Raw genomic sequence first — 14,112 nt, 5'->3', positions numbered from 1 at the left:
CCGGCCGGTCGGACCGCCAGCTATGCCGAGGTCGCCGACGCCATTGGCGAGCCGGCGGCGGTGCGGGCGGTGGCGCGGGCTTGCGGTGCCAACCCGATTGCCGTGGCGATTCCCTGCCATCGGGTGGTGCGGTCCGATGGCGGCTTGTCCGGCTATCGCTGGGGTGTGGAGCGCAAACGCGACCTGCTGGACCGCGAGCGCAAGGAGGCGACGCAGTGAGGAGGCTGGAGACGCTGGACTGGACGCGCATCGAAGCGGAGCTGGAGTCGGTCGGCCATGCGGTCGTGGGGCCGCTGCTGGATGGCGAGACCTGCAGGACGTTGGCGGGGCTCTATGAGCAGGACACCCCGTTCCGCAGCCGGGTGGTGATGGAGCGGCACGGCTTCGGCAAAGGGGAATACAAATACTTCACCCACCCGCTGCCCGAGCCGATTGCTGCGCTGCGCGGGCCGCTCTACCACCGGTTGGCGCCTATCGCCAACAGCTGGGCGGTCGCGATGGGGCTCGACACCCGCTATCCGGCTGACCATGCGGAGTTCCTGGAGCGCTGCCACGCGGCCGGACAGACCCGGCCCACGCCGCTGCTGCTGAAATACGGTCCCGGCGACTACAACTGTCTGCATCAGGATCTGTATGGCGAGACGGTATTCCCGTTGCAGGTCGCCATCCTGCTGTCGGCCCCGGGATCGGAGTTCACCGGCGGCGAATTCGTCCTGACCGAGCAGCGTCCGCGCATGCAGTCGCGCGCCACCGTCGTGCCGCTGGGCCTGGGGGAGGCGGTGATCTTCGCGGTGGACCAGCGCCCGGTGCAGGGCACGCGCGGCACTTACCGCGTTCGGCACCGCCATGGCGTCAGCCCGGTGCGGTCGGGCGCGCGCCATACGTTGGGCATCATCTTCCACGACGCGGCGTGACGCATCACCCCGCCGCCGACGGCGCTCGCGATCCCATGCCGCGCGCAGGCGAGTAGCCGCGCACCGCCAGCGCCGCGAACAGCAGGGTGGCGCCGGTGACGACCGCCAGCGCCAGCCCGTCGATGCGGCCGTAGAGCGCGAAGCGGATCAGCTCCACCCCATGGGTGAAGGGATTGAGGCTGCACAGCCACCACAGCAGCGGGCCGGCCTCCTCCATGCGGTAGAGCGGATAGAGGGCGGAGGACAGGAAGAAGAGGGGGAAGACCACGAAGTTCATCACCCCGGCGAAATTCTCCAGCTGGCGGATGGTGGAGGCCAGCACCATGCCGAGCGCCCCCAGCATCAGCCCGTTCAGCAGCAGGGCCGGCAGCACGGTCAGCGGTGCCCAGACCGGCAGGTCGATGCCGTAGAGCCGGACGATCAGCAGGAAGGCTGCCACCTGGAGAACCGACACCACCACCCCGCCCAGCAGCCGGGCCAGCAGAAGGAAGGCGCGGGGCAGCGGGCTGGTCAGCAGGATGCGCATGCTGCCCATCTCGCGGTCATAGACCATCGACAGCGAGCCCTGCATGCCGTTGAACAGCTGGATCATGCCGATCAGCCCCGGCACGATGTAGACCTCGTAGGGGATGTAGGTCTCGTAAGGCGGGATGATGGCGATGCCGAGCGCGGCGCGAAACCCCGCCGCGAAGACGAACAGCCACACCAGCGGCCGGACCAGCGCGCCGAGGAAGCGCTCGCGTTGATGCACGAAGCGCAGCACCTCGCGCGCGACGATGCCCCGGAAGGCGATCCACCATCCTCCGAACCCCCGGCCGGTCATGCTGCGGCCTCCACCTCGGCGGTGGGCCGGGCGGCGGTCAGGCGGTCGAAACTCTCCGCCACGGTGGCGCAGCCGGTCTCTTCATTCACCGCGGCGACCGGCCCGTTGGCGCGAACCCGGCCGCGATGCAGGACCACCACATGGTCGGTGGCGGGGTCGATCTCGTCGATCAGGTGGGTGGCCCACAGCACGGCGATGCCATCCTCCGCGCACAGGGCGTGGATGTGACGGATCAGGGTGCGGCGGGCGGGGATGTCCAGTCCGACGGTCGGCTCGTCCAGCAGCAGCAGGGTGGGGCGGTGCAGCAGGGCACGGGCGATCTCCACCCGCCGCCGATGGCCGCCGTTCAGCGCGCGGACCTTTTCCGTCCGCCGTTCGAACAGGGACAGGCGCGTGAGTTCCGCTTCGATCCGGCGGTCGGCCTCGCGCCGGCCGATGCCGTGCAGGGCCGCGAAATAGCGGAGATTCTGCACCACCGTCAGGTCGAGGTCGAGGGTCGGCTGCTGGAACACCACACCCAGATGGGCCAGTGCGTCGCCCGGTGCCTGCGCGATGTCGTGGCCGTGGATGCGCACCCGTCCGGCGGTCGGCCGCAGCAGGCCGGTGGCGAGTGCGAACAGCGTGCTCTTGCCTGCGCCGTTGGGGCCGAGCAGGCAGGTGAAGGCGCCGGGCATCACGCGGAAGCCGACATCCTCCAGCGCGAGGCGGTTTCCGCCATAGCTGTGGCGCAGTCCTTCGACCTCCAGTGCCGGCACCGTCATTCCACCGTTCCTCTCTGCCTCAGCCCTTCAGGGTCAACCCTTGACCGCCACGCCCCAGGGATAGCGGCCGACCTTGACCGTCTTCGTCACCTTCAGGCCGTCGACATCGATCACCGACACGTCGCCGCTGACCCCATTGGTGGTGTAGAGCGTCTTCTGGTCCGGCGTCAGCGCCAGCTGCCAGACGCGGCGGCCGACCAGCAGGTAATCCTTCACCTCGAAGGTCTTGGCGTCCACCACCGCGACATGGTTGGCGGGCCCGAGCGCCACGAAGGCATAGCGGCCGTCGTCGGTCAGCTTGACGCCCACCGGCTGGATGCGGTCCTTGGCGACGCCCTTGATGTGGAAATCGACGACCTTCGTGACCTTGCGGGTGCCGGTGTCGATGACGCTGACGGTGCCGCCGATCTCCGACGAAACCCACAGCTGCGACCCGTCCTTGGTGAACTGGGCGTAGCGCGGGCGGGGGCCGACCAGCGTGTTGTCGACCACCTCGCGCTTTTCCATGTCGATCCAGTGGACCATGCTGGTCGTCTCGGAGGTGTTGACGCCCCAGCGGCCGTCGGGGCTGACGTCCATCCCCTCCGGCTCCACCCCGACATCGACCTGGAAGGCGACCTTGCGTGTCGGCACGTCGACCACGGTGACGATGTTGCTGTCCTCGTTGGCGATGATCAGGCTCTTGCCGTCAGGGCTGAGGGCGAACTGTTCGGGGTCCTCGCCGGAGGGCAGGTTGTTGACGATCTTCTTGCTGGCGAGGTCGAGGACCTGCACCGCGTGGTCGTCGCTGGCGCAGATGAACAGCTGGGTGCCGTCCTTCGACAGGGTGATGCCGCGCGGGCGCTTGCCGACCTTGATCGTGTCGGTGACCGCCATCGTCTTGCCGTCGATCACCGAGAGGGTGTTGTCCTTCTCGTTCGACACATAGATGATCTGGGCCGAGGCGGCGGTCGCCAAGGTGGCAGCGACCAGGGCGGCTAAGGATATGCCGGTGAAGCGGGCGGCGGTCATGGCGTGGTCTTTCCTCGCGACTTGCAAAGCGTTTCCGGTTGGTCGTAGCCCAGGCTGTCCAGTTCGGTGCGCGGGTGCAGGAAACCCTCCTGCGGCGACACCGACACCACGGAGCGGTCGGCCGCCAGCAGCACCGGCTGGCGCAACTGCCCATCCCAGGGCCGCAGGCTGAGCGGTGCGCCGCGGAAGGCCGACATGGTGAAGTCGGGCGACTGGATGAAGGCGATCAGGCGGTCGGGATCGGCCGAGCGGGTACGGGCGGCGGCCTCGCCCACCACGCGGACGGCGGTCCAGTCATTGTGGTCGCGCGCGGTCATCGGGCGCTTGGCAGCCGCCTTGAAGCGGGATTGCAGCTGTGCCGCCCCCCATTGTTCGTGGGTGCGGTGCCAGACGGTGGGGACCAGCCCCTGGGTGCCAGCGACCGGGCGCGGATCGGCGGTGCGGTAGGACAGATAGTCGCCGAACTCCCCGACCTCGTCGGCGACGACCAGCACGTCGTAGGCCTTGGTCTGGGTGAAGACCGGGATTTCGGATTCGGCGGTGCGGTTGACGTCGCTTTCGGCGGTCCATTCCTTCTCCGCCACGATCTGGGCGCCGAAGCGCTTGGCGGTGCGGCGGATCGCGTCGGCGTACAGCTTGTCCTCCGGCCGGCGGCCGGTGACCAGGAACCAGCGCGGCCAGCGCTTCTTCACCAGATATTGGCCGAGAGCGTCGGCCAGCATCGCCCGGCTGGGAGCCACATGGACGAGGTTCGCGGCGCAGGCGCTGCCGCGCAGGGCGTCGTCGGGCGCATTGGCGTTCAGCAGCAGCAGGTTGCGGGCCTCCGGCAGCTTCGACAGGGCTTCCACCGTGGCGCCGGGGGCGTCGACGATGACGAAGCGGTCGCCGCGGCCGGCCAGCTCGCGCAGGGCCGCGGCGGCATCGCCGTCCGGCGGCACCTCCACGCTGTCGAGCAGGAAGGTCTGCTTGAGGAACTTGCCGGTCGTGTTGTTGTCGGCGATGGCGAGATTCGCGCCGGCAAGCCCGTCGTCGGCCGCCGGCTCGTCGGGGTTGGAGACGGAGGGTGGCGGTTCCGGCGTCTGCGACAGCAGGCCGATGCGGATCTCGCCGACAGTCTGGGCTGTGGCACCGGCGCCCGGCGTCCCGGCGAGCAGGACGACGGCGAGGGCGGCCAGCGATGCGCTGCGGAGAAGGCCGGAAAGGCGGGACTTGGTCATCATATCCGTCGGAACGCTAACTGTTTGGTGTGCAGCCTATCGGGCGAACCCGTACGGCGGAATGCGACTATGGAAGGATGGACAGGCAACGGCAGGGGCGGGACCCCGTCTTGTACGAAAGTCCAATTATTGGCGTGACGGAGCGATGGGTATCCTGGCTGCCCGTTCCATGATGAAACCACCACTGCCGGGACTTGCCATGGCGTATGTGACCCGCCGCCGATTCCTGTCCGGACTGGCCGCAAGCTGCGTGTCTGTCGGAATCGCGTCCGCACTCGGCGTTCCGCGGAGTGCCGCCGCCCGGCCGCTGGACGAGGTGATGGAGCGCGGCCGGCTGCGTGTGGCGGTCTATCGCGACTTCCCGCCCTTCTCCTTCCAGCGCGATGGCAAGCTGGTGGGCATCGATGTCGATCTGGCCAAGGCGATCGCGGAGAAGCTGGGCGTCAAGGCTGACATCTACGAGCAGATCCCCGGCGAGACGGTGTCGGACGATCTGCGGGTGGCGGTCTGGCGCGGCAGCCTGTTCGGCGGGGAGCTGGCCGACATCATGATGCACATCCCCTATGACAAGCAATTCGGGCTGATGAATCCGGAAGCCGTGCTGTTCGGCCCCTATCATCACGAGGTATTCGCGCTCGCCCGCGACCCGCAGCGGGTGCGCTCCGCCGTGCTGGCGACCCTGCCGGACGAGCCGATCGCGGTGGAGATCGACAGCGTTCCCGACTTCTTCCTGCTGGGCTTGCAGGGCGGCCGGCTGCGCAGCCGCGTCATCCATTGCCCGACGCCCGAGGCCGCCATCGAGAAGCTGACCTCCGGCGAGGCTGCGGCGGTGCTGGCGCCGCTGAGCCAGGTGCAGGCGGCGCTGGGTGCGCGGGCCGAGCAGTTCCCGGTCACCACCGTGACCCTGCCGGGCATGATGACCTCCAACTGGAACATCGGCATGGCGACCAAGGAGAACTCCCGCGACCTCGCCTACAGCATCGGCGACGCGGTGACGGCGCTGACCGAGGATGGGACCATGGGCCGGATCTTCGCCGCCTATGGCGTCACCCACATGCCGCCGCCGCTGGTGGAGTGAGCGGGAGGGAAAGAACTCGGCCGGTCGGGAGGAGATGGATGGGACACGCCCTTTACCAAGCAGGATTGGCCGGCGCGATGATCGTCGTCGCGGGCACGGCGTTCGCCGCAAGCTCTCCGTCCGACCCCCTAACTCCTGATCCGCTGAACTCGGTGATGTGGGAGGCGTTGCGCGACCAGTATTTCGCCGGTTCGCCGGTGGTGTTCGACAATGCGGTCAGGGTCAGCGCGCCGGCTGCAGCGGAGGACACGCGCGCGGTGCCGGTCTCGGTCGACGCCACGGCGTTGAGCCAGGTGGTGGAGATGGTGGCGATCGCCGACCTCAATCCCTTTCCGCTGGTGCTGCGCTACCATCCCGGCACCGCCGCGCCCTACATCGCCACCCGCATCAAGATCCAGCAGGCCACCGCGGTGCGTGGTGCCGCGCGGACCGCCGACGGGGTGTGGCATGTCTCCGGCGTGATGGTGGATGCGGCGGGTGGCGGCTGCAGCGCGCCGCCGGCCTCCTATGCCCAGAAGGATTGGGCCGACCATGTCGGCGAGGTGCAGGTCCGGCTGTGGCCGGCGGACACCGATGGGGTGGCGCGGCTGCGGCTGCGCATCCGCCATCCCAACGACACCGGCCTCGTCGACGGCATCCCCGCCTATTTCATCGAAACCCTGCAGGTCGAGGCGCAGACCCCCGGCGGGTCGGCGGAACTGGCGAAGATCGACAGTCTGGAGCCGGTGTCGGAGAATCCGGTGTATTCGCTGGACGTCCGTCCGCCGCCGGACGCCACGGCGCTGGTGCTGCGCGGCCGGGACAACCAGGGCGGCGAAATCCGCGCGACGATTCCGATGCCGCCGCCCGGCGCCCTGCCGGCGATGAGGCCGGCGATGTCCTTGAAGCCCGACAATCAGCCCTGGAGTGTCGGGCAATGAGCATGCCGCTTCTGCGCCGGCTGGCGCTGACCACCGCCGTTGCCGCCGCCCTGATGGTCGGTGCGGCGACAGGAACGGCGCGGGCCGCCGGGCCGCTGACCTATGATCTGAAGCCGACGCGCATCGCCCCCGACACCTATGTGTTCGAAGGCTCGACCAAGCATTTCACCCGCGCCAACGGCGGCAACATCCTGAATGCCGGCTTCATCGTCACCGCCGACGGGGTGATCGTCATCCAGACCGGCCCGTCGCGCCGCTACGGCGAGGAGATGCGCGCGGCCATCCGCAAGGTCACGGAAAAGCCGATCCGCAAGGTCTTCATCAGCAACCTGCATCCCGATTACTGGCTGGGCTCCCAGGCCTTCGCCGACGTTCCCATCGCGGCCCTGCCCGGCACCATCGCCGGCATCCAGGAGGAGGGGAGCGGCATCGCCGACAACATGTACCGGCTGGTCGGCGACTGGATGCGCGGCACCGAGGTGACGGTGCCGACCGAGCCGGTCTATGGCTCGACCGTGAAGTTCGGCGACCACCGCCTGCGGCTGATCCCATTGAACGGCCACACAGCCGCCGACCTGATGATCCTGGACGAGTCGACGGGCGTGCTGTTCACCGGCGGCGTGGTCTTCTGCGACCGCACCCCGACGACCCCGCACGCCACAATCGCCGACTGGCTGAAGGAACTGGACGCGGTCGATGGCCTGGACATCCGGCTGCTGGTGCCCAACCACGGGCACATCCGGTCCGACAAGGCCTGCGTCGCCCAGACGCGCGACTGGCTGACCTGGCTGGACGGCACGCTGCGCCATGCGGTGGATTCCGGACTCGACATGGCGGAAGCGTTGGAATTGCCGATACCTGAGCGATTCGAAGTGCTGGACGTGCTGCGCGAAGAGTATCGCCGCTCCGTCGCCCATCTCTGGCCGAAGATCGAACAGGCTGCTCTGCCGCGGGTCAATTGAAGTGCGGGGGTGAAGTGCGGGGGTGAAGCGCGGCCGGCTGACGTTTACGCCTGCTACTATCCGACAATTTACCCAACCGATCATCCGTCTACACTGCCGATATCGTAAAGCGACGCGGTCCCTTCGGCCGCCAAAAGCTTAAAAAGCCGCCCCGATCCCGCTATCGCCCGCCGGACCCGCCCGTCCGGCGGCAACGGACGGGTCATGCCCCGGGCGGTGCCGTCATCATCAGTTTTGGGAGGCAACCGCATATGAAGCGCCTGGTTACAAGTCTCGCCCTGGCAGCCTCGCTGACCGCGTTCAGCGCCACCGGCGTCCTGGCCGCCGACGCCCCGGCCGGCCCGTCCAGCGACGATCTGCTGAAGAGCGCCACCAACACCGAAGCGGTCCTGACCTATGGCATGGGGCCCCAGGCCCAGCGCTTCAGCCCGCTGACCGACCTCAACGCCGACACCGTGAAGAAGCTGGTCCCGGTCTGGTCCTTCTCCTTCGGCGGCGAGAAGCAGCGCGGGCAGGAAGCCCAGCCCATCATTTATGACGGCACCATCTACGTCACCGGTTCCTACTCCCGCCTCTATGCGGTCGATGCCCGCACCGGCCACAAGAAGTGGGAATACAACCACCGCCTGCCCGACGGCATCATGCCCTGCTGCGACGTCGTGAACCGCGGCGCGGCGATCTACAAGGACAAGATCTATTTCGCCACGCTGGACGCCCGCCTCGTCGCGCTGAACCGCGAGACCGGCAAGGTCGTGTGGAACAAGAAGCTGCAGGACTACAAGGAAGGCTATTCCAACACCGCCGCCCCGCTGATCATCGACGGCAAGATCATCACCGGCAATTCCGGTGGCGAGTTCGGCGTCATCGGCATGGTCGAGGCCCGCGATGCCGAAACGGGCGAGCTGGTCTGGCAGCGCCCGACCATCGAAGGCAACATGGGCACGCTGAACGGCAAGGAGTCGACCGTCACCGGCAAGACCAATGCCAGCTGGCCGGGCGACATGTACAAGACCGGCGGCGGCGCCACCTGGCTGGGCGGCACCTACGATCCGGAGACCAAGACGCTGTTCTTCGGCACCGGCAACCCGGCGCCCTGGAACTCGCACCTGCGCCCAGGCGACAACCTCTATACCTCATCCACGCTGGCCATCAATCCGGACAATGGCGAGATCAAGTGGCACTACCAGACCACGCCGCATGACGGCTGGGACTTCGACGGCGTGAACGAGTTCGTGTCCTTCGACCTGAAGAAGGACGGCAAGGTCATCAAGGCCGGCGGCAAGGCCGACCGCAACGGCTTCTTCTACGTCATCGACCGCACCAACGGTAAGCTGATCAACGCCTCGCCCTTCGTCACCAAGATCACCTGGGCCAAGGGCATCGACATCGAGACCGGCCGTCCGATCTACAACGACGACAACCGGCCCGGCGCCCCGGCCACCGGCGATGCGCACGACGCCAAGGGCAAATCGGTCTTCGCGGCTCCCGCCTTCCTGGGTGCCAAGAACTGGATGCCGATGGCCTACAACCCGCAGACCGAGCTGTTCTATGTCCCGGCCAACGAGTGGGGCATGGACATCTGGAACGAGCCGATCACCTACAAGAAGGGTGCCGCCTATCTCGGCGCCGGCTTCACCATCAAGCCGCTGTATGACGATTACATCGGCGCGCTGCGCGCCGTCGATCCGAAGACCGGCAAGATCGTCTGGGAATACAAGAACCCGGCCCCGCTGTGGGGCGGCGTCCTGACCACTGCCGGCAATCTCGTCTTCACCGGCACGCCGGAAGGCTATCTGAAGGCCTTCGACGCCAAGTCCGGCAAGGAAGTCTGGAAGTTCCAGACCGGCTCCGGCGTGGTCGGCAGCCCGGTCACCTGGAAGATGGACGGCGAGCAGTATGTCGCCGTGGTCTCCGGCTGGGGCGGTGCGGTGCCGCTGTGGGGCGGCGACGTCGCCAAGCTGGTGAAGGACATCAACCAGGGCGGTTCGCTCTGGGTCTTCAAGCTGCCGAAGGCCTGACCGCAAGAGCGGCCAAGCGGGATGGGGCGGGCCGGAGCGATCCGGCCCGCCCATTCCCGTGCCTGCCCCTATTTAGATGATTTCGTTATCTTTTCACCGATGTCCTACCATAGTCCAATTATTCGCGCGTCCCACTGCTGATAACGTCTGCTCATGCGAAGCAAAAGCCGCAGGACGGCTAGAAACAGAGGGAACGTCTTTCTCATGAATGCACGGATTATTCGGCTTGCCGCCGCCGTTGGTCTGATCGGCGCCGTCGCTCTCCCCGGTCTGGTCTATGCCCATGGCGATGTCGTTCCCCAGCCGGTCGACACCACGGGTCTGGAGAAGCTGGGCGAGACCTGGCGGGACAGCAATCCCTACCGCGGCAACGAGCGCGCCATCGAGATCGGCTCGTCGGCCTTCAACCAGAACTGCGCACGCTGCCACGGGCTGGGTGCGGTGTCCGGCGGCATCGCTCCCGACCTGCGCTATCTGGAAAAGGGCGACGCCGGGGACGAGTGGTTCAAGGAGCGCGTCACCAACGGCTCGATCCGCAACGGCGTGACCTATATGCCGAAGTTCGGCGAGGCGCTGGGCCAGGAGGCTCTGTGGTCGATCCGTTCCTGGCTGGAAACCGTGCACGAGGAATGACCCCTGCCGGATCATTGGCTCTTCTCTTCCACGCTTCACATCCAAGGTGGTCATCCATGATTCGCAGAACCGCATCCCTGGTCGCCGTCGCGGCCGCCCTGCTGGCCGCTCCCGTCTTCGCGGCCGATCACGCCACGCCGGAACAGGCGAAGTCGCTGGTCGCCGACGCCGTCGCCTACCTGAAGGCCAAAGGGCCGGATGAGGCGACCAAGGCCTTCCAGGACCCCAAGGGCAGCTTCCGCCGTGGTGAGCTGTATGTCTTCGTCTTCGACACCGACGGCCGTTACGTGGCCTCCGGCGCCAACCCGAAGCTGGCCGGGACCGACGCCGCCAATCTGAAGGACGCCGAAGGCAAGCCCATCGTCCAGGCGATGATCTCGGAAACCAAGGAAAAGCCGAACGCCGTCATCGACTATGTCTGGCTGAACCGCCAGACCAACAAGGTCGAGCACAAGCATTCCTACATCACCCGCGACGGCGGTTACATCGTCGGGGCGGGGACCTATGACCAGTGAGCGCGCGTCAGTAGCCGCCTGACGCGCCGTCCCCGGTCGATGCCCTGAGACCTGTTCTTCTGAAACTTGGCCGCCCGGCTCTCCCACGAAACAGTGCTTCGTGGGAGAGCCGGGCGGAACTGTTTCGGGACGCCGGCGGGGCGTCGCCTTAGAAAAGCCCCTGCGCCTCGCGCGCGTAGTCCAGCAGCTTTTCCACCGACCGCGCGCGGTCAGCCGTTTCGGCAAAGCGCGTCCGCGCAGCCTCCGCCGCCTGCGACCGTGCGGCGGAGTCCTGCCCAAGCGCCACGGCGCGCTCCAGGAAGGCCGTCTCGTCGGCGACGGTCATGGCCGGTCCGACGACGCCGGCGACGTCGCCCCGGGCGTAGGTCACCACCGGCAGGCCGTCCGCCAACGCGAATGCGGCACTGCCGCCGCCGCCCTGGCGCGGCGGGTTGAGGTAGGCGGTCGCCACGCCGTACAGCCCGCGAATGCCTTCGACATGACCCAGCGCATGCATCCGCGCCGCGTTGCGGGCGGCGGCGATCCGGCCGGGCAACTCCGACACCGCGCCGGCGAAGGCGACCTGCCCATCCGGCACGCGGTCGAGAAGGCGGTCGAGCGTCTCCAGGAACTCCGGCCCGACCTCCTGGTCCAGGCGGTTGCCGACCACGACGTAAAGCGGCCCGTCAGCGGGCAGGCCGAACTCTGCGCGGCTGCGTTCGGGGCCGGCGGCGGGCAGCGTCCAGCCGAAGGAGAAGGGACGGAAGCGTGCCCGTGCCTCCTCCGGCCAGCCGGCGGCATCGTCCTCCGGCGCATAGCCCAGCAGAATGGTGGCGAGCGAGGGCGACAGGCCGCTGGAGGTCGGCAGGAAGACCACCGGGCGGCTGCCGGCGAACAGGTCGGCCACGGTGTTGGACCCGCCGAAGGCGACGATCACGTCGGGGTCGAACCGATCCACCGCGTCGACGATGGCGGTCAGCTTCTCCTCGTCGAAGCGCGGCTGCGGGAAGGACAGCATGCGGACGTTCGCGCCCTGGGCGGAGATGGTCTGCTCGCCGTCATAATCCTCGGTGACGTTGTAGCTGTATTCGGGGACGAAGCCGTTCTCCCCCTCCACCGCCATGGCGTTGGGGTTGACGATCAGCACCTCGCAGCCATGGTCGTCCTGCAGCCGGCGGGCATAATCGAAGGCATCGGCCGTGGGTTGGTGGCCCTCGCCCAGCATCTGGTTGGTGATCAGCGCCACCCGCTTGACCGCCGTGCGCGGAGACGTCCGGCGCAGGCGGGCGTCCAGGTCGTAGCGGCGCGCGGTCTCCTCCACCAGCAGCCGGTAGAAACGGCGGAACTCGCCATTGGTGAAGGCGCCGACGTCGCCCTTGCGGGCATCGCCCTGGAACAGACGCAGGGCGATTCCCCAATAGGCGTAATGCATGGAGGGCACGGAGAAGCGCAGGGGGTCTTCCAGCGCCGTGTTCACCAGATTGCGGTAATAGGCGATGTCACCGCTCAGCAGGAACAGCAGGGACTGGCGCCGCATCACGTCGCCCATCGTATAGCGGGCATCGACCTCCGCCGCGGCGGCGTCGCGGATGTCGTCGTCATAGCGGCGGATCAGATTCGCAAGCGCGCCGACATTGCCCCAGCCCTCGCCTTCGTTGGTCAGCAGGCTCAGGGCGCGGGCGAAGCTGAGCGCCGCCTCGCGCTGTCGGCCGGAGGCGTGCAGGGCGTGGCCCAGATTGGCGTGAAAGAGGGGAGAGCTGTCGTCGCCGGCCACCGCCTGGGCGATTCGGTCGACCGCCTCCTCCGCCCGGCCGGATTGCAGGGCGATGACCCCAAGCAGATGGAGGGCGTCCGGATGGCCGGGCGAAGCGTCCAGCACATCGCGGTACAGCCGCTCGGCCTCCGCGGTGCGGCCGGCGCGGTGGTGTTCCGTCGCGACGGCCAACGTCTGCTCGATCTGGTCCATGATGCACGTCCTTGCTGTCGGGGCGGCCCCCATCCCCCGGAGACCGTCGTCCCATGCTGTTTACTCTGTTTTAGGGGACACGCGATCAACTTTCCGCATGCGTAGACCTACGACCATTCGGGGAGGCTGCAACCGCGGCGTCATCCCCCGACCGACAACAGCCATTGCGGGCATCCTGGCACGGTGTCTTTTCTGGGGCCTGCTCGCCATTGCGGGCGCCATATCGGGCGCCATGGGGGCCGCCATGGGAGCCGCTGCGTCCCCGCCGATGGAGGGTACGGTCGGGGAGGCCTCCGGCGGGCCGTCGATCGCGATCAGCCTTGCCGACCGCCGGCTGTACCTGACCGGTTCCGACGGCAATGTCCGCAGCTTCCCGGTCGCCATCGGCCGTCCCGGCGTGCCGATCCCCGTCGGCGACAGCACCATCCAGCGCAAGCGCCGCAACCCGACATGGCGGCCGACCGCGCACCAGCGGCGCGACAGGCCGTCCCTGCCGCGGGCGGTGCCGCCGGGGCCGAACAACCCGCTGGGCAAGTTTGCGCTCGACCTCGGGTGGCCGGCCATCGCCATCCACGGCACCAACGAGCCGGACTCGGTGGGCAGACGGGCCAGCGGCGGCTGTTTCCGCATGCTGCCCGCGGACATCGAAACGGTCTTCGCGGCGACCGAGGTCGGCACGCCGGTGCGGGTGGTGCGGGACCCGCTGGGCGGGAGCGTGCCGGAACGGCCGGCGCCCCCGCCTACGCCCTTGCCGGCGAGGACGCTGCCGGCCGCGGTCAAGACGGCCCCGCCGGCCGCAGTGCGCCCGCAGCCGGTGGCCGCCGTGGCCGCTTTCAGCATGCCCGCTTCCTCTATGCCCGCTGCGCCGGTGGCGGAGCCTCCACCCGTGCCGGTTGCCGATCCGCGCTGTGCCACGGTGACGGCGCCGTTGCGGCGGATGATCTGCGACGTCCCCGCACTCGCCCTGCTCGACGGCCGCGTCCGTGGGGCGCAGGAGCGGTTCCTGGCCGGCATCGCCGATCCTGCGGCCCGCGCCGCGGCGTCCTACGACCTGATCCAGGACGAGCGCCGCTTCCACGAGCGGATTGCCGCATTGTGCTGGGTCCGCGCCGGGACCGAGGGCGACCCGGCGGTGGCCGCGGCGGCGCAATCCTGCCTGACCACGGCTCTCGGGCGCCGGCTGACCGATGTGGCGGAACGGATCGCCGGCCTGCGGCGCGGGATGCGGCTGGCCGGAGAGCCATAGCCGGAAAGGCCGAATAGCACCGTCCGCGGTCATTCTGGCTTGCCTGCATGCCTGCGGACTGCTAACCCG

Annotated in this window: 14 protein-coding genes (1 of these 14 cut by a window edge); 9 read left to right on the top strand and 5 right to left on the bottom strand. The window is 68.3% G+C overall.

The window, feature by feature from the left end; translation table 11 throughout:
- Both ada and ACCD06_RS25550 read left to right on the top strand, forming a co-directional pair.
- On the top strand, positions 1–219 hold the final stretch of the coding sequence (ada, locus tag ACCD06_RS25555; protein ID WP_413344440.1) for a bifunctional DNA-binding transcriptional regulator/O6-methylguanine-DNA methyltransferase Ada. The gene continues 870 nt to the left of window position 1, outside the view; 219 of the gene's 1,089 nt are visible here — the last part of the coding sequence; the start codon falls outside the window, past its left edge; it ends in the stop codon at positions 217–219.
- Entirely contained in the window at positions 216–914 is a 699-nt protein-coding gene (locus ACCD06_RS25550; RefSeq protein ID WP_413344438.1) for a 2OG-Fe(II) oxygenase, read from the top strand. Before ada ends, ACCD06_RS25550 begins: the two co-directional genes overlap by 4 nt.
- Before the next feature lie 4 nt (positions 915–918).
- Here ACCD06_RS25550 and ACCD06_RS25545 read toward each other — a convergent pair whose 3' ends face one another.
- Genes ACCD06_RS25545 through ACCD06_RS25530 form a run of 4 tightly spaced genes read right to left on the bottom strand, consistent with a single transcriptional unit; the run spans position 919 to position 4,726 of the window.
- Positions 919–1,737, bottom strand: coding sequence for an ABC transporter permease (locus ACCD06_RS25545; RefSeq protein WP_109156162.1), 819 nt, complete (start codon positions 1,735–1,737; stop codon positions 919–921).
- Positions 1,734–2,498, bottom strand: a complete 765-nt coding sequence (locus ACCD06_RS25540; RefSeq protein ID WP_413344436.1) for an ABC transporter ATP-binding protein — start codon at positions 2,496–2,498, stop codon at positions 1,734–1,736. The genes ACCD06_RS25545 and ACCD06_RS25540 overlap by 4 nt, the downstream gene beginning before the upstream one ends.
- Positions 2,499–2,531: 33 nt before the next feature.
- A complete protein-coding gene (locus tag ACCD06_RS25535) occupies positions 2,532–3,509 on the bottom strand; it encodes a YVTN family beta-propeller repeat protein (RefSeq protein ID WP_413344434.1) in 978 nt (325 codons plus the stop codon).
- Positions 3,506–4,726, bottom strand: a complete 1,221-nt coding sequence (locus ACCD06_RS25530; protein WP_413344432.1) for an ABC transporter substrate-binding protein — start codon at positions 4,724–4,726, stop codon at positions 3,506–3,508. Before ACCD06_RS25530 ends, ACCD06_RS25535 begins: the two co-directional genes overlap by 4 nt.
- Before the next feature lie 199 nt (positions 4,727–4,925).
- Here ACCD06_RS25530 and ACCD06_RS25525 point away from each other — a divergent pair, with 199 nt between their 5' ends.
- The 6 genes from ACCD06_RS25525 (at position 4,926) to ACCD06_RS25500 (ending at position 10,852) form a co-directional block, all read left to right on the top strand.
- Positions 4,926–5,804 carry a transporter substrate-binding domain-containing protein gene (locus tag ACCD06_RS25525; RefSeq protein WP_413344428.1) on the top strand — a complete coding sequence of 293 codons (879 nt, stop codon included), beginning with the start codon at positions 4,926–4,928 and terminating at the stop codon, positions 5,802–5,804.
- Between the two features lie 38 nt (positions 5,805–5,842).
- On the top strand, positions 5,843–6,724 hold the full coding sequence (locus ACCD06_RS25520) for a quinoprotein dehydrogenase-associated SoxYZ-like carrier (protein WP_413344426.1): 882 nt from the start codon (positions 5,843–5,845) through the stop codon (positions 6,722–6,724).
- Complete coding sequence (locus tag ACCD06_RS25515) at positions 6,721–7,686, top strand: quinoprotein relay system zinc metallohydrolase 1 (protein ID WP_413344424.1); 966 nt, start codon at positions 6,721–6,723, stop codon at positions 7,684–7,686. Before ACCD06_RS25520 ends, ACCD06_RS25515 begins: the two co-directional genes overlap by 4 nt.
- Positions 7,687–7,937: 251 nt before the next feature.
- Positions 7,938–9,704, top strand: coding sequence for a methanol/ethanol family PQQ-dependent dehydrogenase (locus tag ACCD06_RS25510; RefSeq protein ID WP_413344422.1), 1,767 nt, complete (start codon positions 7,938–7,940; stop codon positions 9,702–9,704).
- Between the two features lie 204 nt (positions 9,705–9,908).
- A complete protein-coding gene (pedF, locus tag ACCD06_RS25505) occupies positions 9,909–10,337 on the top strand; it encodes a cytochrome c-550 PedF (RefSeq protein ID WP_109156155.1) in 429 nt (142 codons plus the stop codon).
- A gap of 56 nt (positions 10,338–10,393) precedes the next feature.
- Positions 10,394–10,852 (top strand): cache domain-containing protein, encoded by a 459-nt coding sequence (locus ACCD06_RS25500; RefSeq protein WP_109156154.1) that lies wholly within the window; start codon positions 10,394–10,396, stop codon positions 10,850–10,852.
- 148 nt (positions 10,853–11,000) lie between these two features.
- Here the strand turns inward: ACCD06_RS25500 and ACCD06_RS25495 are convergent, their stop codons facing one another.
- A complete protein-coding gene (locus ACCD06_RS25495; protein ID WP_413344420.1) occupies positions 11,001–12,797 on the bottom strand; it encodes a tetratricopeptide repeat protein in 1,797 nt (598 codons plus the stop codon).
- Positions 12,798–13,041: 244 nt separating this feature from the next.
- Between ACCD06_RS25495 and ACCD06_RS25490 the strand changes: the two genes are divergently transcribed.
- On the top strand, positions 13,042–14,043 hold the full coding sequence (locus tag ACCD06_RS25490; RefSeq protein ID WP_413344418.1) for a L,D-transpeptidase: 1,002 nt from the start codon (positions 13,042–13,044) through the stop codon (positions 14,041–14,043).
- Positions 14,044–14,112 lie beyond the last annotated feature (69 nt).

Source organism: Azospirillum sp. CT11-132 (assembly GCF_047302835.1).
Taxonomy (GTDB): domain Bacteria; phylum Pseudomonadota; class Alphaproteobacteria; order Azospirillales; family Azospirillaceae; genus Azospirillum.
Note: the sequence above shows the minus strand (reverse complement) of the source record. Positions and strands in the feature narration are given on the sequence as shown.

Coding starts and splice junctions, on each gene's coding strand:
- ACCD06_RS25545 (WP_109156162.1), bottom strand. CDS start 1,737: ATGACCGGCCGGGGGTTCGGAGGATGGTGGATCGCCTTCCGGGGCATC.
- ACCD06_RS25540 (WP_413344436.1), bottom strand. CDS start 2,498: ATGACGGTGCCGGCACTGGAGGTCGAAGGACTGCGCCACAGCTATGGC.
- ACCD06_RS25535 (WP_413344434.1), bottom strand. CDS start 3,509: ATGACCGCCGCCCGCTTCACCGGCATATCCTTAGCCGCCCTGGTCGCT.
- ACCD06_RS25530 (WP_413344432.1), bottom strand. CDS start 4,726: ATGACCAAGTCCCGCCTTTCCGGCCTTCTCCGCAGCGCATCGCTGGCC.
- ACCD06_RS25525 (WP_413344428.1), top strand. CDS start 4,926: ATGGCGTATGTGACCCGCCGCCGATTCCTGTCCGGACTGGCCGCAAGC.
- ACCD06_RS25520 (WP_413344426.1), top strand. CDS start 5,843: ATGGGACACGCCCTTTACCAAGCAGGATTGGCCGGCGCGATGATCGTC.
- ACCD06_RS25515 (WP_413344424.1), top strand. CDS start 6,721: ATGAGCATGCCGCTTCTGCGCCGGCTGGCGCTGACCACCGCCGTTGCC.
- ACCD06_RS25510 (WP_413344422.1), top strand. CDS start 7,938: ATGAAGCGCCTGGTTACAAGTCTCGCCCTGGCAGCCTCGCTGACCGCG.
- pedF (WP_109156155.1), top strand. CDS start 9,909: ATGAATGCACGGATTATTCGGCTTGCCGCCGCCGTTGGTCTGATCGGC.
- ACCD06_RS25500 (WP_109156154.1), top strand. CDS start 10,394: ATGATTCGCAGAACCGCATCCCTGGTCGCCGTCGCGGCCGCCCTGCTG.
- ACCD06_RS25495 (WP_413344420.1), bottom strand. CDS start 12,797: ATGGACCAGATCGAGCAGACGTTGGCCGTCGCGACGGAACACCACCGC.
- ACCD06_RS25490 (WP_413344418.1), top strand. CDS start 13,042: ATGGGAGCCGCTGCGTCCCCGCCGATGGAGGGTACGGTCGGGGAGGCC.